Source organism: Lentzea roselyniae, assembly GCF_039537795.1.
Classification (GTDB): Bacteria; Actinomycetota; Actinomycetes; order Mycobacteriales; family Pseudonocardiaceae; genus Lentzea; species Lentzea atacamensis.
Genome location: NZ_BAABBE010000029.1, coordinates 43,432 through 60,760 on the forward strand (window position 1 = coordinate 43,432; position 17,329 = coordinate 60,760).

Below are 17,329 nucleotides of genomic sequence, written 5' to 3' on the forward strand. Positions count from 1 at the left end.
TTAGGACGGTCCATCTGAGACACACAACACCCTGACACGGTGACACCCCGGCCCTGGGGAAGGGGCCGGGGTTCCCGTCGTTTCGCTCTCGGAACACAAAAGGGGCGCCCGCCGGAATTCCGGCGGGCGCCCCTTCACGTGTGGATCAGAGCGTCGGGTACAGCGGGTGCTTGGCGGCCAGCACCTCGACGCGGGCACGCAGCTCGTCGAGCGCGGCACCCGGCTTCAGGGCCTCCGCGATCACGTCGGCGACCTCGGTGAAGTCCACCTCGCCGAAACCGCGGGTCGCGAGCGCCGGCGTACCGATCCGCAGGCCGGAGGTGACCATCGGCGGGCGCGGGTCGTTCGGGACGGCGTTGCGGTTGACCGTGATGCCGATCTGGTGCAGCACGTCCTCGGCCTGCTTGCCGTCGAGCTCGGAGTTCACCAGGTCGACCAGCACCAGGTGGACGTCCGTGCCGCCGGTCAGCACCTTCACGCCCGCGGCCGCGACGTCCGGCTGCGACAGGCGCTCGGCGAGGATCTTCGAGCCCTCCAGCGTGCGGCGCTGGCGGTCGGCGAACTCCGGCGAGGCGGCGTGCTTGAACGCCACGGCCTTGGCCGCGATCACGTGCTCCAGCGGACCACCCTGCTGGCCGGGGAAGACCGCCGAGTTGATCTTCTTGGCGATGTCCGCCTCGTTCGACAGGATCACGCCACCACGAGGACCGCCGAGGGTCTTGTGCGTGGTCGTCGTCGTCACGTGCGCGTGCGGGACGGGCGACGGGTGCAGGCCCGCGGCCACCAGGCCGGCGAAGTGCGCCATGTCGACCATCAGGTAGGCCTCGACCGAGTCGGCGATGCGGCGGAACTCGGCGAAGTCCAGCTGGCGCGGGTAGGCGGACCAGCCGGCGACGATCAGCTTCGGGCGGTGCTCCTGGGCGAGGCGCTCGACCTCGGCCATGTCGACGCGGCCGTCGGAGTCGGAAACGTGGTACGGCACGACGTTGTAGAGCTTGCCGGAGAAGTTGATGCGCATGCCGTGCGTCAGGTGGCCGCCGTGCGCGAGGTCCAGGCCCAGGATCGTGTCGCCGGGCTGCAGCAGCGCGAACATCGCGGCCGCGTTGGCCTGCGCGCCCGAGTGCGGCTGGACGTTGGCGAAACCGGCGCCGAACAACGACTTGATGCGCTCGATGGCGAGGCGCTCCACGACGTCGACGTGCTCGCAGCCACCGTAGTAGCGGCGGCCGGGGTAGCCTTCCGCGTACTTGTTGGTCAGCACCGAGCCCTGCGCCTGCAGCACCGACACGGGCGTGAAGTTCTCCGAGGCGATCATCTCGAGAGTGCCCTGCTGGCGCGCCAGCTCGGCCGCAACGGCCTGCGCGACCTCGGGGTCGTACTCCGCGAGGGAGGCGTTGAACTGGTCGGACATCTGGAAGATCTCCCTACTTGGCACGCTTGTAGAACGGAAGTGCGACGACCTCGACCGGCTGCTTCTTGCCGCGGACGTCCACCAGCAGTTGGGTGCCGGGCTCGGCACTCGCCTTCGTCACGTAGGCCATGGCGACGGAGTAGCCGAGGGTCGGGGACAGCGCGCCCGACGTCACCTCGCCCACGACCTCGTCGCCGTTCAGCACCGCGTAACCGTGCCGCGGGGCGCGGCGCTCCGGCGTCTTCAGTCCGACCAGGACCGAGTCCACCCCGGACTCGGCGACCTTCGTCAGCGCGTCGCGGCCGACGAAGTCGCCCGGCTTGTCGAGCTTCACGACGCGGCCGAGGTTCGCGTGGTACGGAGTGAGAGAAGTCGTGAGTTCGTTGCCGTACAACGGCATCCCGGCCTCGAGACGCAACGTGTCGCGGCAGCCGAGGCCACACGGCTTGAGCTCGTGCGCGGCACCGGCCTCCAGCAGCGCGTTCCAGACGGCGGGAGCGTCCGCGGGTGCCAGGAAGAGCTCGAAGCCCTCCTCGCCCGTGTAGCCGGTGCGGGCCAGCAGCGCGTCGACGCCGGCGACCTTCGACGGGTAGGACGCGTAGTACTTGACCGTCGAGAGGTCGGTGCCGGTCAGCCCGGCGAGGATCTCGACCGACTTCGGGCCCTGGATCGCGATCAACGCGTAGTCGGTGGACTTGTCCGTGACCACGGTGTCGAAACCGGCGGCGCGCTCGACGAGCGCCTCGGCCACCACCGAGGCGTTGGAGGCGTTCGCGACGACCATGAACTCCTCGTCGCCGAGGCGGTACACGATCAGGTCGTCGATCACGCCGCCGTCGGCCTGGGTGATCATCGTGTAGCGCGCCTTGCCGACCGCCAGCGCCGAGATGTGGCCGACGAGCGCGTGGTCGAGCGCCTCGCCCGCCTGGGCTCCGGTCAGCACGATCTCACCCATGTGCGTGAGGTCGAACAGGCCCGCGGTGGTGCGCACGGCGTGGTGCTCGGCGAGCTCGCTCGAGTAGCGCAGCGGCATCCGCCAGCCCGCGAAGTCGGTGAACATCGCGCCGAGCTGCTCGTGCTCGGCGTTCAGAGGCGTGAGGCGGGACATCAGAACGCTCCTCCAGGGTGCGCCGAAGAGCCGGACGAGGCCGGCTGAGGCAACAGAAGAATGACACGGTCCATCGGAGACTCCTCTTCCAGAGCAGCCTCCCCCTCTGTCATGAGCCTGAGAGCTTCACCACCGGAGTGGCTTGCACCGTGGGCGAGGCGCTGGCGCCTGCTTTCCAGAGTTGCCTTCGTCGCGCGGTACCTGTGCCTGAGAGATTCCGGGGAGGAGTTGCTCCTTCGGCGCCTTCCGGAGATCGAACTCTGGAGAGGTCTCTTCCGCGCGACATCGACGGCCGTGTTCAGTTGGTAGCCCCAGACGCTAGCAGGCCAAACGTCACAGCGGCACGCCCTGCGCCGTCTTCTCGACCACCTTGCGCTCGGCCCAGAACGACAGGAACGGGATCGTGCCGGCGACCAGCACGAGAGCGGTGCCCTTGATCGACCAGCGCAGCTTCAACGCCAGGTCGACGGAAATCACCAGGTAGATGGCGTAGAGGAAGCCGTGGACGGGGCCGACGACCTTCATCATCCCGCCCATGTCCGCGGCGTACTTGAGCACCATGGCCACGACCAGCAGCAACAGGAAGACACCGACCACGTAAGCCATGACCCTGAACCGGGTCAACGCACCCTTCATCTGCCCGCCTTCGCTCAACGACCGTCCCGCGCGTTGAGGTCCGCGAGCATGCGGTTGTAGGCCGCGAGCTCCGCGTCTTCTTCGTCGTCGAAGTGCTCGACAGGCGCGGGTTTGACGGCGTCAACCGTAGTCACCGGCCGTGGAGCGGGCGCAACCGGCTCCGGTGCGGAGAGAGGCTCGTCACGGCGCTGGCGCGCCAGGCGGCGGAAGCGCCACACCATGAAGAGCGGGAAGACGCCGAAGAGCGGCCACTGGAGCACGTAACCGAGGTTCTGGAACGTGCCGCTGGCGGACTCGAAACGCTGCCACTGCCAGTACGCGAGTCCGCAACAGGCGATCAGTGCGATCAGGCAACCAAGGCCGATCAACACTCGCTGAGGTGTAAGGAGGCCGCGCACGGCCTCCAGACTACTTGGGTAGGGCTCCCGCCTCCGAGAGCCTGCCCTCGAATCACTTGGGTGAGGCCTCCACCGGGAGGCCGACCCGTTCAGGGATCCGCTCGAGGTAGGGGCCTCCGCATCAGGATCAGGAGGCCGACCCGTACAAGGATCCACTCGAGGTAGAGGCCTCCTCGTCAGGAGGCCGAACCGGTTGGGGGTCCGGGGGCTTGCCCCCGGCTGGGGTGTGGGGGCTCGGCCCCCACAAGGCACCGTAGAACGAACTCCCGCGAGCGCGTTCCGCGAGCACACCTCTCCCGATCTTCGTTCTACGCCACGCCGTCCCGGCGCTGCCTCTGCAGACGTGCGACACACCAGGCCGCGGCAGAGCCACGGCGGAGGTGCTGGAGAACCGTCATCGGTCCCAGGCGCCTCCCGAGGTCGGCAGGGGTCAGGCCCGCCGCGCGGTAGTCGAGCGCGCGCTGGTCCAACGGGCTGATGCCCGCGTCCCACCACTGCTCGGCCTCGCTGACGTCACCTACCAGCTGCCAGTAGCTCGCTGCGGCGGCGAGCAACGCCTCGGGTGCCTCCGGCGCCCGCTTGCGCATCGCGGCCACGTAGGCCGGATCCGCCGAGTCGACCTTGACCAAGCCACGCGACCCGCCCTTGCTGCCTCCCCGCTGCACGGGGATGCCGGGCGCCGAGGGGGGAGCCTCCGCGAGCCACGCGTTCTTGATCCGGTTCACCTCCTGCATCTCTGCGTCATCAGACCGTTCAGCCGCCCACTGCTTCAACAGCTCGTGGACCCCGGAGTCCTCGACCATCCATGCCTCCTCGTCGGTCGGGGATCGGCCATTGCAGCGGAAGGTATTCGGTAGGTCTGACAATCGCCAGACCCTGAATCGCCAGAACACCCGTTACCAGTGCGTGATTGGCCTCATTCCACCCATCCGGTCCAACGTGAACGGTCGAGGATCACCCTGAGTCACTAGCTGATCGGGGTCGCCGTCCCGAAGAGGCTCCTGATGAAGGTGATGATCGACTCCGCGCCCTGACGCAGCCAGCCGAGGACCTGCTGGACCGCGCCTGCGGACTCCTCGGGCCGGGTGATCAGGAGGAACAGCACCAGCGCGACGGCCGCCAGCACTAGCACCTTCTTGAGGTTCACAGGTACCTCTCCGTCCATGTCGCTCACAGATGAGGCGGCGGACCGCCCGTGTCACCCGACATGGTCCCTCATTCACCCGTGCGATGAACAACGACCACGCCCAACTGGTCCCAGGATCCACCGGCGGCGCACGCCTGCACGACGGGGAATGTCACCCGAATGGAGGCTAAAGAGATCCCTGTGCAGCGCCGATGTCCTGGGCACGAGGTGAACACGGACACCCTCGCATCCCACAGCTTGGACCAGACACTGTTGCACCGGGCCTCACCCGGATGCCGCTCCGTCGGCATCACGCTCTGTCACCCCGTCGTGTCCTTATAAATACGCACCCGAGCATTCACCCAATTACTCCTGACCGCCGCAGTTCCATAATTTGAGCGTTCGCCACACCCATGTCGGCAAGCACTTCCCCGGTGTTCGCCCCGGCCGAAACCGGAGCCGCGGGAACCGCCGCCGGAGTCCGGTCGAAGCGGGGAGCCGGCGCCGGGTGCCGCGCGCCGGAGACGTCCACGAACGTGCCACGTGCCTCGTTGTACGGGTGCCGCGCCGCCTCGGTGGGCGAGAGCACCGGCGCCAGGCAGGCGTCCGTGTCCCGAGCGAGGTCGGCCCACTCGTCACGCGTCCTGGTCTTCACCGCCGCCGCGATGCGTTCGCGCAGCTCAGGCCAGTTCGCCGGGTCGTTGCGCGAAGGCGCGTCCTCCAGGCCCAGCACGCGCACCAGGTCGGCGTAGAACTTCTCCTCCAGCGCGCCCACGGCGACGAAGCGCCCGTCCGCGGCCTCGTAGACGTCGTAGAACGGCAGTCCGCTGTCCAGCATGTTCTCGCCGCGCCCGCCCTGCCACATGCCCGCCTGCTTCATCCCGTGCAGGAACGTCGTGAGCAACGCCGCCCCGTCGACCATCGCCGCGTCGACGACCTGGCCGCGGCCGGAGCGCTCGCGTTCGTACAGCGCGGCCAGCACGCCGAGGGCCAGCAGCAGCCCTCCCCCGCCGAAGTCGCCGACGAGGTTGAGCGGCACGACCGGTGGCCCACCGGCGCGTCCGATGGGGTCCAGCGCGCCGGCGATCGCGATGTAGTTGATGTCGTGCCCTGCCCGGTCGGCGAGCGGGCCGTCCTGGCCCCAGCCGGTCATGCGTCCATATACAAGGCGCGGGTTGCGGGCCAGGCACTGCGCCGGGCCGATGCCCAGCCGCTCCGTCACGCCCGGACGGAAGCCCTCCACCAGCACGTCCGAGCGTTCGACCAGCCGCAACACCAGCTCGGCGCCCTCCGGCCTGCGGGTGTCGATCACGACCGAGCGGCGGTTGCGGCCCAGGAAGTCGCCGGGAACCGTCGAGCGGCTTCCCGGCTTGTGCACCTGGATCACGTCGGCGCCGAGGTCCGCGAGCACCATGCAGCCGAACGGCGCGGGCGCGAGACCGGCGAGCTCGACGACCTTGAGTCCTGCCAGCGGCCCGCTCACAGGGACCTCGCGATGATTTCCTTCATGATCTCGTTCGTGCCGCCGAAGATCCTCTGCACGCGGGCGTCGGACCAGGCACGTGCGATCGGGTACTCGTTCATGTAGCCGTAGCCGCCGAAGAGCTGCACGCACTCGTCGACGACCTTGCCGAGCCGGTCGCTGGCCCACCACTTCGCCATCGCCGCGGTCGGCACGTCGAGCTCACCGCGCAGATGCTTCTCGATGCACTCGTCGATGAAAGCCCTGGTCACAGCCGCCTCGGTGGCGCACTCGGCAAGCTTGAACCTGGTGTTCTGGAACTTCACCAGCTCCTTGCCGAACGCCGTGCGCTCCTTCACGTACTTCAGCGTCACGTCGACGGCCGCCTCGATGCCCGCGATGCAGCAGACGCCGATGATCAGACGTTCCTGCGGCAGCTGCTGCATGAGCTGGATGAACCCGAGGCCTTCCTGATCGCCCAGGAGGTTCGCGACGGGCACCCGGACGTCGTCGAAGAACAGCTCGGCGGTGTCCTGCCCCTTCATGCCGACCTTGTCGAGCACGCGGCCGCGCCGGATGTCGTTCTCCACCACGATCAGCGAGATGCCCTGGGCGCCCTGGGACGGGTCGGTCTTGGCGACCACGATCACGAGGTCGGCGTGCACGCCGTTGGTGATGAACGTCTTCGAGCCGTTGATGACGTACTCGTCGCCGTCCCTGACGGCCCTGGTGCGGATGCCCTGGAGGTCGGAGCCCGCGCCGGGCTCGGTCATCGCGATGGCGCCGACGCACTCGCCGGACGCGAGCTTGGGCAGCCAGCGCCGCTTTTGATCCTCGGATCCGTAGGAGTTGAGGTAGTGCGCGACGATCCCGCTGTGGACGCTGTTGCCCCAGGCGCTGTCACCGGCGCGTGCCTGTTCTTCGAGCAGCACGGCCTCGTGTGCGAACGTGCCGCCGCCGCCTCCGTACTCCTCGGGGATGCTCAGGCACAGCAGCCCGAGGTCACCGGCCTTGCGCCACAGGTCGCGGTCGACCTGCTTCTGCTCGGCGAAGCGTTCCTGGTGCGGCGTGACCTCCTTCTCCATGAACGTGCGGGCGAGCTGGCGCAACTGGTCCAGGTCGCTGTCCATCCACCGCGATCGACGCTCTGCCATGAGTTCCACGAAACCACCGGGCGGTGATCCACGCCATGACCGGCGCGCCAGGCCGTCACCCGAAAAAGTGAGCGAAATTCCCACCCCGATCGGACAGACTGGTCGGCATGCAGATCCACCAGGTCACGCCGGACGAGTGGAGGCTGTGGCGTGACGTCCGCCTGGAGGCGCTGGCCGCGGATCCAGCGGAGTTCGGGTCGACGCTGGCACGTGAGCAGGAGTACGGCGAGGACGACTGGCGCGCGCGCATCGTGGGAGGCCTGAACCTCGTCGCGCTCGACCCCGGCCCCGTCGGCCTGGTCGGAGTCACCTCGAAACCCGGCGACCTCTACCTCTACTCGATGTGGGTCAAGAGCTCCCACCGCGGCCGGGGCATCGGAGAAGCACTGGTCAGGGCCGTGCTGGCGTGGGCGGCCGAGGAGGGCTGGAAGCGCGTGCGGCTGCGGGTGTGGGAGCACAACCTGCCTGCGCGCAAGCTATACGAGCGGCTGGGTTTCGTGGATGCCGGCGAACCCGAGCACATGGAGTTCGTCGTGAGCTAATCGGTCACCCTTCACGGTCATGGCCAGCTTGAGAGGCCGGGCCTAGCGTGGGTGCCATGAGCGAAGCCTTGATCTTCGACGCGGTGCGCACGCCGCGCGGCAAGGGGAAGCGCGGGTCGCTGCACAGCGTCAAGCCCGTCGCGCTGGCCGCCGGTGTGCTGCGCGCGCTGTCCGAACGCAACTCCCTCGACACCTCCGCGGTGGACGACGTCGTGTTCGGCGTGGTGTCACCGCTCGGCGAGCAGGGCGGTGACATCGCCCGCACCGCGGTCCTGGCCGCCGGGTGGGACCAGCGGCCGGCGGGTGTGCAGCTCAACCGTTTCTGCGCGTCCGGCCTCGAGTCGGTGAACCTCGCCGCGGCGAAGGTCGCCTCCGGGTTCGAGGACCTGGTGGTCGCGGGTGGCGTCGAGTCGATGTCGCGGGTGCCGATGGGGTCCGACGGTGGTGCGTGGGCGATCGACCCGCAGACGAACTTCGACCTGTCGTTCGTGCCGCAGGGCGTGTCCGCGGACCTGATCGCGACGCTGGAGGGCTTCTCGCGCACGGACGTCGACACGTGGGCCGCCCGCTCGCACGCGCTCGCCTTCGAGGCGCAGAAGAACGGGTTCTTCGAGCGCTCGGTCGTGCCGGTCGTCGACCAGAACGGCACCGTGGTGCTGAAGGAGGACGAGACGATCCGGCCCGAGTCCACTGTGGAGTCGCTGGGCCGGTTGAAGCCGAGCTTCCAGTTCCACGGCGACCTCGGCTACGACACGGTCGCGATCGACCGCTACCCCACCGTCGAGCGCATCAACCACGTGCACACGCCGGGCAACTCGTCGCAGATCGTCGACGGCGCCGCGGCGATGCTGATCGGTTCCGAGGCCGCCGGGCGTGCGCTGGGACTCACGCCACGTGCCCGGATCGTCTCCGTCGCGGTCGTGGGCACCGAGCCGACGATCATGCTGACCGGCCCCGCGCCCTCCGCGCGCAAGGCGTTGGACAAGGCCGGGCTCTCGGTCGAGGACATCGACCTGTTCGAGGTCAACGAGGCGTTCTCGTCCGTCGTGCTGAAGTTCCTGCGGGACATGGACATTCCCGAGGACAAGGTCAACGTCAACGGCGGTGCGATCGCGCTGGGCCACCCGCTGGGCGCCACCGGCTGCATGATCCTCGGGACGCTGCTGGACGAGCTGGAGCGCCGGGACCTGCGCCGCGGTCTCGCCACGCTGTGCGTGGGTGGCGGCATGGGTATCGCGACGATCATCGAGAGGGTCTGACAGATGCCGTTCCACTACGAGAAGGACGCCGACGGCATCGTCACCCTGACGATGGACATGTCCGGTTCCGCCAACGTCATGAACACCGAGTACCAGGAGCTCATGGGCGAAGCGGTCTCGCGGCTCGAAGGCGACGAGATCACGGGCGTGATCATCACGTCCGCCAAGAAGACGTTCTTCGCCGGCGGCGACCTGAACGTGCTGATCGCGATCACGCCGGAGAACGCTTCCGAGGCGCTGGAAGGTGTCGAGGAGCTCAAGTCGCAGCTGCGGCGGCTGGAGAAGCTCGGCAAGCCGGTCGTGGCGGCGATCAACGGATCCGCGCTGGGTGGCGGGTTCGAGATCGCTTTGGCGTCGCACCGCCGGATCGTGCTGAACGACGACAGCATCCGGATCGGTCTGCCGGAAGCCACCTTGGGCCTGCTGCCCGGTGGCGGTGGCGTGACGCGCATGGTCCGGCTGCTCGGTGTGCAGAAGGCGTTGCCGTTGCTGATGGAGGGCAAGCAGCTCCGGCCGGAGCGCGCGCTGCAGGCCGGGATCGTGCACCAGCTCGTCGGGACGCGCGAGGAACTGCTCTCCGAGGCGCGGGCCTGGATCGTCGCGAACCCGGCGCCGGTGCAGCCTTGGGACGTGCCGGGTGTCGGTGTGCCGGACCTGAAGTTCGGCGACCCCAACAGCTACGGGCTGCTCGGCGCGGCACCTGCCGTGCTACGCAAGAAGTCGCACGGCGCGTACCCGGCGCCGGAGAAGATCATGGCGGCGGCGGTCGAGGGTGCCTACGTCGACTTCGACACGGCGCTGAAGATCGAGGGCCGCTACTTCGTGGAACTGGCCGCCGGTCAGGTCTCCAAGAACATGATCACCGCGTTCTGGTTCAACCTCAACGAGGTCAACGGCCGCGCGTCCTCGTCGGGCAGGCGCGTGACGAAGCTCGGCGTGCTGGGCGCGGGCATGATGGGCGCTGGAATCGCCGAGGTGTCCGCGAAAGCCGGGATCGAGGTGATCCTGAAGGACGTGACCCTCGAGGCGGCCCAGAAGGGCGCTGGCGGCCTGGACGGCATCAGGCCGACCGACTCCGACGACGACCTCGCGGGCTGCGACCTGATCATCGAGGCGGTGTTCGAGAACCGCGAGCTGAAGAACAAGGTGCTGGCGGCCGCGGAAGCGCAGGCGTTGCCGGACGCGGTGATCGCGTCGAACACGTCGACGCTGCCGATCACAGGTCTCGCCACGGCTGTTCCGGACGCCGAGCGGTTCATCGGCCTGCACTTCTTCTCGCCCGTGCCGAAGATGCGGCTCGTCGAGATCATCCGCGGGGAGAAGACGTCCGAGGAGACGCTGCAGCGGGCGCTCGACTACGTGCGGCAGATCGGGAAGACGCCGATCGTGGTGAACGACTCGCGCGGCTTCTACACCTCGCGGACGTTCGGCACGTACGTGATCGAGGCGATCACGATGCTGTCCGAGGGCGTGGCGCCGGCGTTGATCGAGAACGTGGCCAAGAAGGCCGGTATGGCCGTCGGGCCGCTGGCCGTGTCGGACGAGGTGACGCTGTCGCTGCAGCTGAAGATCCACGACCAGACACTGGCCGACGACCCCTCGCTGGTGTCGGACAGCGCCGCCTACGACCTGATCCGCGAGATGGTGTCGTTGGGGCGCACCGGAAAGGCCGGCGGTGCCGGCTTCTACGAGTACCCCGCCGACGGCTCGAAGAAGTTCCTGTGGCCGGAGCTGACGACGCGGTACGCCAAGGCCGACGCCGGGGTTTCCGAGCAGGACGTGCGGGACCGGCTGCTGTTCGTGCAGGCGCTGGAAACCGTGCGGTGCCTGGACGAGGGCGTGCTGACGTCGGTGGCGGACGCGAACATCGGCTCGATCTTCGGGTTCGGGTTCGCGCCGTGGAGCGGCGGCACGTTGCAGTTCATCAACTCCTACGGCGTGCAGGCGTTCGTGGAGCGGGCGGACTACCTCGCGGACACGTACGGGGAGCGGTTCCGGCCGCCTGCCTCGCTGCGGGAGCGCGACAAGTTCTAGTGCCGTGACCGCCAGCCTTCGCCCGTCTTTCGACGGGCGGACGGGTGCATCGCGGCACTAGGCGCGGTAGGAGCCGGGTGACGACCCGGTCCACCGCTTGAAAGCCCGGTGGAAGGCGCTCGCCTCGGAGAACCCGAGGCGCAGCGCCAGCTCCTCCACCGACTCCCCGCCCCGCACCAGCGAGGCCACCGCCTGGTCGCGCAGCAGTTGCTCGCGCACCTCGCGGAACGACGTCCCTTCGGCGGCGAGGCGTCGTCTCAGCGTGGGCGCGCTGACCCCGAGGCGTGCCGCCACCGCCTCCAGCCCGCTCACGCCGCTGCCGAGGAGCCTGCGGACGTGGCCCGCCGTGTCGGCGCCGTAGTCCCGGCGCGACAACAACTCCGCGGGCGAGTGCCGCAGGAACCTGCGCAGTCCCGCCTCGTCCTGCACGACCGGCATGCGCAGGAACTTCGGGTCGAACGAGATGGCGGTGGCCCCGGCGCCGAAGGTCAGCGGGCAGCCGAAGATCAGGTGGTACTCGGCGGCGTGGGCCGGTTCCGGATAGGCGAACTCGGCTTCCCGCAGGGGAATGCGGCGGCCGATGAGCCACGACGAGAAGCGGTGCCACAGCACCAGCAGCGACTCGGTCAGGAAGTGGTCGGGGTCGCCGGGGACGTGCAGGGAGAAACGGCCGTCGTCCAGCGAGAGCTCGAGCGGTTCGTCGAAGAGGGCGTAAAAGGCGAGGCCGCGTCTCAACGCCGATTCGAGATCCGGGCAGTGCACGGTGAGCAGGCACATCATCGCGAACGTGCCGCGTTTCGACGGGCGCGGGCCGAAACCCATGAACTCGTCGTCGAGGACTTCCCAGAGGGTCTGGATCAGCTTCGTGTACTGGGCGGGCGTGACGCGGGCGCGGTCGTCGGCGAGAAGGCTCGGCGGAATGCCGGCGCCGGCGAGGACCTCGGACGGCGACGGGCACGCGCGCAGTGCCGCGCGCACGTAGTGGATGGCCACTGTCCGGGTGTGCACGAACCACAGTAAAACGCCACCGGCGGTGACGCGGCTCCGGGGAGAGTTGGAGCCGCGTCACCGCCGGCGAGGGCCCACCCAGTGAGCCGTGCTCCTCGCCAACAGGGCTTCCGCACGCCCATCGGCAAGGGACGATGTTGTGTCCTGACGTTAACGCTATGTGGTCTAGACCAGAAAAGTCAATAGTGCGAAGAGAGCACGTCCGAATCAGATGTTTCAGGCTTGTTCCAGCGGTGCTACGGCAAACCCCGCGGAGAACCGCTTGCACCAGATCACCACGCTCCGAATGGCGGACACGTCCACACCGGCGGGAATTTCGTACACCTGGTCGCCACGATTTCCCTTCAACTTGCCGAGACTGGTGAATCCTTCACCGAACGTTTTCTCGGACGAGCTCGACGGGTGGGGCGAGAGGTAGACGTACAGGTCAGGGCCGTCACTGGTGTTCAAGGACGCGAACTGCACAGAATGCGCGCCGCCGGGCAGTTTGATGAGGCTCGCCTTACCGGTGGTGGCGTGTTCAAGTGAGCGCCACTCACCCGTCGCGACCTCTTTCGCCACTTCCGCGACGGGCGCCGGAGCCTGCGACGCCGACGTCTGAGAAGTCGGTGCCTGAGAAGACGTCGATGCAGGCACGAGCAGCGCGTCGTGCGTTTCGCGAACCGTGAGCAGCCGCCACGGCTGGAACAGGTACAACCCGACGCCGAGCGCGACGACCAGCACGACTGCGACGGGGATGAGAAATCGGCGTTGGGGCATACCGAAAATACTGGCTCAAACCGGACCGGAAAGAGCTTACGGAGTTGTTAGGGTCCTGCCGTGGCGACGCAGGCGAGGATCGGCCAGGCCGTGCTCGGAGTCCTCATGGTCGGCTGCGCGCTGACCGGGCTGTTCCCCAGACCCGTGCCGCTGCTCTTCGCCATCGCCGCCGTCGGCACGGCCAACGCGGCGTTCCCGTTGATGCGCACGTTCGGCTCGGCGTTGCTGGGTGGCGTGGCGGCGTCGTCGATCGCGCTGTCGTCGGTCCCGTTCGTCACCTGCTCCTCGGCACGCTTCACCGATGTGTTCACCTGCACGGGTGACGCTCCGACGTGGCACATGACCGGGACCGTGCTGGTGGCAGGCCTTGCCGGGGCCAGTTTGGTGCTCGCCCGGATCACAGATCAGTGACGGCGACCACTCAACCGGGGGCGTCAAGGAGCCGATAAGGCAAGCAGGTGAGCGTTCTCCTGCGACCGGCCCAACCGGTAATCTGCCGAGGAGCGTGATCGCCTGACTTCCAACCGTGAGCATTGAGGAGGACCGCTGTGCGCGCACTGTGGGCCGCAGGTGGCTCCGCCGTGCTCGGGTCCGCGTTGCTCGGGGTGCTGGTGGGAATGGCGCTCCACGGCGTCGCCGACGACGATCCGCTGAGCAGGACACCCTCGTCCACGTGGGTCAAGTCCACGGCGAGCACATCGTCGAGCACACCGGAGAGCTCCACTCCCGAGAGCAGCGCACCGCCGAGTTCCAGCAGTTCGGCACCGAGCCCGCAGCAGACGCCGAAGAAGACCACGACCCCGCCGCCGGCCGCGACCGACCCGGAGCCGCCGCCACCGCCCGCAGCGGTCACCACGACGACGACGCCGTCGTCCGGATGGCCGTGCAGCCCCCTCAACCCGCTGCCGCCGCCCACCTGCAAGAACCTCAGCAACTGAAAAGGGTCCGCCAGCACCGGCGGACCCTCTGCACAGCGTTGGTCAGGCCGATTCGCGGCGCACCAGAACCGTCGGCAGCATCTGCTTCTTCGTCTTCACGGTCTCGTCGCGCAGCAGCTTCATCAGGTGCTCGACCATGTGCTTGACCTGCTCGTCCGAGTCTTGCCGCACCGACGTCAGCGGCGGCGACGTGTGCTCGGCGATCGTCACGTGGTCGTCGAAGCCGACCACCGCGACGTCCTCCGGCACGCGCTTGCCCGCCTCCTGCAACGTTTCCAGCGCGCCGGCCGCCATCAGGTCGGACGCCACGAACACGGCGTCCAGCGAAGGCACCTTCGCGAGCAGCGCGGCCATCGCCTTGCGACCGCCCTCGCGCGTGAAGCCACCGTCCTCGGTGACCTTCGCGGCGCCCTTGTCGTCCAGGCCGAGCGCGGACTTGAAGCCGTTCAGGCGGTCGATCGCGGACAGCTCGTCCGCGGGACCCGCCACGTGCACGATCTTCTTGCGGCCGAGCGACTTGAGGTGCTCGGTGGCGAGCACGGCGCCGCCCTCGTTGTCGTTGTCGACGAGGTGCATGCCGCGCAACGAGCCCCACGGCTTACCGGCGTAGACGACCGGCAGCGGCAGCTTCTTCACGATCGACACGAGCTCGTCGTTGCGGTGCGGCGCGAACACCAGGGCGCCGTCGACGTGGCCGCCCGCGAGGAAGCGGTGTGCGCGGGCCTGGTCGTCCGGCGAGTGCACCAGCATCAGGACCATCTGCACGTCGACGTCCGCCAGCGCACGCGCGCCCGCACGGATCAGCCGGGCGAAGTGCGGGTCGTCGAAGATCTTGGGCTCCGGCTCGGAGAACACCACGGCGACCGCACCGGTTCGACGCGTCACCAACGCACGAGCGGCACGGTTCGGCTGGTAGCCCAGAGCCAGCACGGCGGCGTTGACCGCCTCCAGAGCCTCGGGGCTGACCCGCGGCGACGCGTTCAGCACTCGTGACGCCGTGGCGCGGGAGACCCCGGCCCTCGCGGCCACGTCCTCCAACGTCGGACGCGCGTGGATGGACACGAGCACCACCACTCCTCGATGAAAACCTTTGAGTCGCCGGTCAGCTTAGCTGGAAGCGATCTCCGAGGAGGGTTTCCGCGCTGTTCATCGTGTTTTTTCAGCCACAAGGTCCGTGATTGGGGTCGAAAGTGCACGGCCGCGCGGCGCCATCGACACCCTCAGGAGCCCGTCCTCACGGCGTGTCGTGGTGTCCAGACCGGCTCGTTCGGCGGTCCTCACCAGCGAGTTCTCCGACGGCAGGCACCACGCGACGAGCTCGCGGAAGCCCGCGGCACGGGCGTCCTCCGCGAGTGCGCCGAGCAGCGCAGTGCCCACTCCCCTGCGCTGCCACGCGTCCTCGACCAGCAACGACACCTCGGCGGACGTCGGCTCGCCGGTGTGCAGGAGCTGCCCGAGCGCCACCACCTGGTCCGCGCACTGCGCGAGGATCGTGGTGCCACGTGGCGGGTTCAGCAGCCGGTGCAGCCATCGGCGCGGCACCGTGCGCATGCCGGAGTGGTAGCGGTTGAACAAGGTCTTCATCGAGCAACGGGTGTGCAGCCCCGCGACGGCGTCTTCGTCCTCGTTGGTTCCAGGCCGCAGAACCAGTGCCACGCCGTCATCGCTGAGCACCCCTCGCATCGCGGGCGCCGGTGCGTCGAGCAGGTCCAGCAGGGCCTGGCCGCGAGCGAGCTCGACCTGGGTGAAGCCGGCCCAGCCGCGCCGCGCCGCCAGCTCGCCGAGCTGGACCTGGCCGTCCGCGGCCACGCCGTGCGTCACCGCGTCGGCCGACAGCACCTGGCGGAGGGCCTCGCCGACGCGCGAGGGGTCGGAAAGCGCCATCCTGGCCGCACGCAGCACGGCCGTCGGTTCGTCCACGAGATCCCGCACGTCGGCGCGGGTGATGCCCGCGCACCTGCCGCCTTCCGAGCGGACGGCCTCGATGAGATCGGCGGGCAGCACGCCGGGAGCGGCCCGCACCACGATCTCGTCGAGCACACCGCCGGGCACGGGGATCACCTGCAACGCGAGGACGTTGCAGTCGGCCGCGGCCAGCCGGACTGTGACGCGCGCCAGCGCGCCGGGACTGTCGCTGAGTTCGATGCGCATGCGCCAGGTCGTGGTCATGCCTCCAGAATTCCCCCGAGCTGTTGCCTCGATGCGAACGACGGGTAAACCGCTCCGGATCACATCACCGGACGAGGGGTGAGGGTCAACTGTGACGGCATAGGGTGCCGTCATGAGGAGAACTCTGGCCGCAGGCCTCACCCTGCTCACCGTCACCGCGCTGGCCACGCCCACCACAGCCGCACCCGCTGCCGCGCCTTCCGGAGGCCCGAAGCAGGCCACGCTGACGAACTTCGCCTCACTCCCCGCCGAGACCTACCTGCCCGGCAGCGAGCCGAGCGGCGCCGCACTGGGGACGAGCCCGATCAACGGGATCACGCCGCCGTTCGCCGACCAGCCGATCCAGGGCTTCAGCGGCCTGGTCCGCAACAGCGACGGCACGTTCGACGCGATCTCCGACAACGGCTACGGCACGAAGGCCAACAGCGCGGACTTCCTGCTGCGCATCCACCGCATCGCACCGGACTTCGCGAAGAACACGGTCGACGTCCTCGGCGGCATCACGCTGACCGATCCCAACGGCCACATCCCGTTCCCGCTGACCAGACCGGACCGGGTGATCACCGGCGCGGACATCGACATCGAGTCGGTCACCCGCGGCGCCGACGGCACGTACTGGATGGGCGACGAGTTCGGCCCGTACCTGCTGCACTTCGACCGCGCCGGCCGGCTGATGGCGCCGCCGGTGCCGCTGCCGGGTGTCCGTGCTCCCGAGAACCCCGCCGGCAACCCGAACATCGGTGGCAGCAAGGGTTTCGAGGGCATCACGCTCTCGCCGGACGGCAAGACGATCAACGCGCTGCTGGAGGGCACGGTCGCCGGTGACACGCCGGGCACCCTGCGCCTCAACGAGTTCGACATCGCGAGCAACAGCTTCACCGGCACGACGTGGCACTACCAGCTGGAGAGCCCGAACTTCGCCATCGGTGACGCGATCGCCGTCGACCGGAACCGCCTGCTGATCATCGAGCGGGACAGCGCACAGGGCGTCGACGCGATCGTCAAGCGCGTCTACCTCGCGGACAAGCGCGACAAGGACTCCGACGGCAAGCTCGACAAGACGATGGTCGCCGACCTGCTGAACCTCGCGAACCCCAAGCACATCGGCGGGCACGCGGACCCGTTCAAGTTCCCGTTCGTCACGATCGAGGACGTCACGATCATCGACGACCGCACGATCGCGGTGCTCAACGACAACAACTTCCCGTCGTCGTCGGGCCGCACGCCGGGCAAGCCGGACAACAACGAGTTCATCACCATCCGGCTCGCGGAGAACCTGCACGCCGACCCTCGGGTGCTGCGCCGCAGGTAAAACGAGAGAGCGC

Annotated in this window: 18 protein-coding genes and 2 riboswitches; of the genes, 6 read left to right on the forward strand and 12 right to left on the reverse strand. The window is 68.6% G+C overall.

What is annotated here, in order from left to right; translation table 11 throughout:
- Nucleotides 1–145: 145 nt before the first annotated feature.
- The 8 genes from glyA to ABFX45_RS36445 form a co-directional block, all read right to left on the reverse strand.
- Nucleotides 146–1,411, reverse strand: a complete 1,266-nt coding sequence (gene glyA / locus ABFX45_RS36410; protein WP_109633380.1) for a serine hydroxymethyltransferase — start codon at nt 1,409–1,411, stop codon at nt 146–148.
- 13 nt (nt 1,412–1,424) lie between these two features.
- Nucleotides 1,425–2,519 (reverse strand): glycine cleavage system aminomethyltransferase GcvT, encoded by a 1,095-nt coding sequence (gcvT, locus tag ABFX45_RS36415; RefSeq protein ID WP_109633382.1) that lies wholly within the window; start codon nt 2,517–2,519, stop codon nt 1,425–1,427.
- A gap of 99 nt (nt 2,520–2,618) precedes the next feature.
- Nucleotides 2,619–2,703, reverse strand: a riboswitch (glycine riboswitch).
- 1 nt (nt 2,704) lies between these two features.
- Nucleotides 2,705–2,807: riboswitch (glycine riboswitch) on the reverse strand.
- A gap of 45 nt (nt 2,808–2,852) precedes the next feature.
- Nucleotides 2,853–3,155: a DUF3817 domain-containing protein gene (locus tag ABFX45_RS36420; RefSeq protein ID WP_109633384.1), complete on the reverse strand. Its 303-nt coding sequence runs from the start codon at nt 3,153–3,155 to the stop codon at nt 2,853–2,855.
- A gap of 14 nt (nt 3,156–3,169) precedes the next feature.
- Nucleotides 3,170–3,526: a hypothetical protein gene (locus tag ABFX45_RS36425; protein ID WP_233439283.1), complete on the reverse strand. Its 357-nt coding sequence runs from the start codon at nt 3,524–3,526 to the stop codon at nt 3,170–3,172.
- 335 nt (nt 3,527–3,861) lie between these two features.
- A complete protein-coding gene (locus ABFX45_RS36430; protein WP_109633389.1) occupies nt 3,862–4,356 on the reverse strand; it encodes a transcriptional regulator in 495 nt (164 codons plus the stop codon).
- 164 nt (nt 4,357–4,520) lie between these two features.
- Nucleotides 4,521–4,718 (reverse strand): hypothetical protein, encoded by a 198-nt coding sequence (locus ABFX45_RS36435; RefSeq protein ID WP_109633391.1) that lies wholly within the window; start codon nt 4,716–4,718, stop codon nt 4,521–4,523.
- A gap of 319 nt (nt 4,719–5,037) precedes the next feature.
- On the reverse strand, nt 5,038–6,162 hold the full coding sequence (locus ABFX45_RS36440) for a CaiB/BaiF CoA transferase family protein (RefSeq protein WP_346135098.1): 1,125 nt from the start codon (nt 6,160–6,162) through the stop codon (nt 5,038–5,040).
- Nucleotides 6,159–7,295 carry an acyl-CoA dehydrogenase family protein gene (locus ABFX45_RS36445; RefSeq protein ID WP_109635065.1) on the reverse strand — a complete coding sequence of 379 codons (1,137 nt, stop codon included), beginning with the start codon at nt 7,293–7,295 and terminating at the stop codon, nt 6,159–6,161. Before ABFX45_RS36445 ends, ABFX45_RS36440 begins: the two co-directional genes overlap by 4 nt.
- A gap of 107 nt (nt 7,296–7,402) precedes the next feature.
- Here ABFX45_RS36445 and ABFX45_RS36450 point away from each other — a divergent pair, with 107 nt between their 5' ends.
- The 3 genes from ABFX45_RS36450 to ABFX45_RS36460 are packed head-to-tail and all read left to right on the forward strand — an operon-like array spanning nt 7,403 to nt 11,130.
- Nucleotides 7,403–7,837, forward strand: coding sequence for a GNAT family N-acetyltransferase (locus ABFX45_RS36450; protein WP_109633395.1), 435 nt, complete (start codon nt 7,403–7,405; stop codon nt 7,835–7,837).
- A 56-nt stretch (nt 7,838–7,893) separates the two neighbouring features.
- A complete protein-coding gene (locus ABFX45_RS36455; protein ID WP_109633397.1) occupies nt 7,894–9,096 on the forward strand; it encodes an acetyl-CoA C-acetyltransferase in 1,203 nt (400 codons plus the stop codon).
- 3 nt (nt 9,097–9,099) lie between these two features.
- Entirely contained in the window at nt 9,100–11,130 is a 2,031-nt protein-coding gene (locus ABFX45_RS36460) for a 3-hydroxyacyl-CoA dehydrogenase NAD-binding domain-containing protein (RefSeq protein ID WP_109633398.1), read from the forward strand.
- Nucleotides 11,131–11,187: 57 nt separating this feature from the next.
- Here the strand turns inward: ABFX45_RS36460 and ABFX45_RS36465 are convergent, their stop codons facing one another.
- The gene (locus ABFX45_RS36465; protein ID WP_109633401.1) at nt 11,188–12,138 is read right to left on the reverse strand and encodes an AraC family transcriptional regulator; all 951 of its coding nucleotides are present in this window, start codon (nt 12,136–12,138) and stop codon (nt 11,188–11,190) included.
- Between the two features lie 216 nt (nt 12,139–12,354).
- On the reverse strand, nt 12,355–12,861 hold the full coding sequence (locus ABFX45_RS36470; RefSeq protein ID WP_346135103.1) for a DM13 domain-containing protein: 507 nt from the start codon (nt 12,859–12,861) through the stop codon (nt 12,355–12,357).
- A 96-nt stretch (nt 12,862–12,957) separates the two neighbouring features.
- Between ABFX45_RS36470 and ABFX45_RS36475 the strand changes: the two genes are divergently transcribed.
- Nucleotides 12,958–13,308 carry a hypothetical protein gene (locus tag ABFX45_RS36475; RefSeq protein WP_109633404.1) on the forward strand — a complete coding sequence of 117 codons (351 nt, stop codon included), beginning with the start codon at nt 12,958–12,960 and terminating at the stop codon, nt 13,306–13,308.
- A gap of 137 nt (nt 13,309–13,445) precedes the next feature.
- Entirely contained in the window at nt 13,446–13,835 is a 390-nt protein-coding gene (locus ABFX45_RS36480; protein WP_346135106.1) for a hypothetical protein, read from the forward strand.
- Nucleotides 13,836–13,877: 42 nt separating this feature from the next.
- On the opposite strand, the gene ABFX45_RS36485 is transcribed toward ABFX45_RS36480, so the two are convergent.
- Nucleotides 13,878–14,906, reverse strand: coding sequence for a LacI family DNA-binding transcriptional regulator (locus tag ABFX45_RS36485; RefSeq protein ID WP_109635067.1), 1,029 nt, complete (start codon nt 14,904–14,906; stop codon nt 13,878–13,880).
- Between the two features lie 75 nt (nt 14,907–14,981).
- Complete coding sequence (locus ABFX45_RS36490; RefSeq protein WP_109633408.1) at nt 14,982–16,004, reverse strand: GNAT family N-acetyltransferase; 1,023 nt, start codon at nt 16,002–16,004, stop codon at nt 14,982–14,984.
- Between the two features lie 112 nt (nt 16,005–16,116).
- Between ABFX45_RS36490 and ABFX45_RS36495 the strand changes: the two genes are divergently transcribed.
- Entirely contained in the window at nt 16,117–17,316 is a 1,200-nt protein-coding gene (locus ABFX45_RS36495) for an esterase-like activity of phytase family protein (protein WP_109633411.1), read from the forward strand.
- The last annotated feature ends 13 nt before the right edge of the window (nt 17,317–17,329 follow it).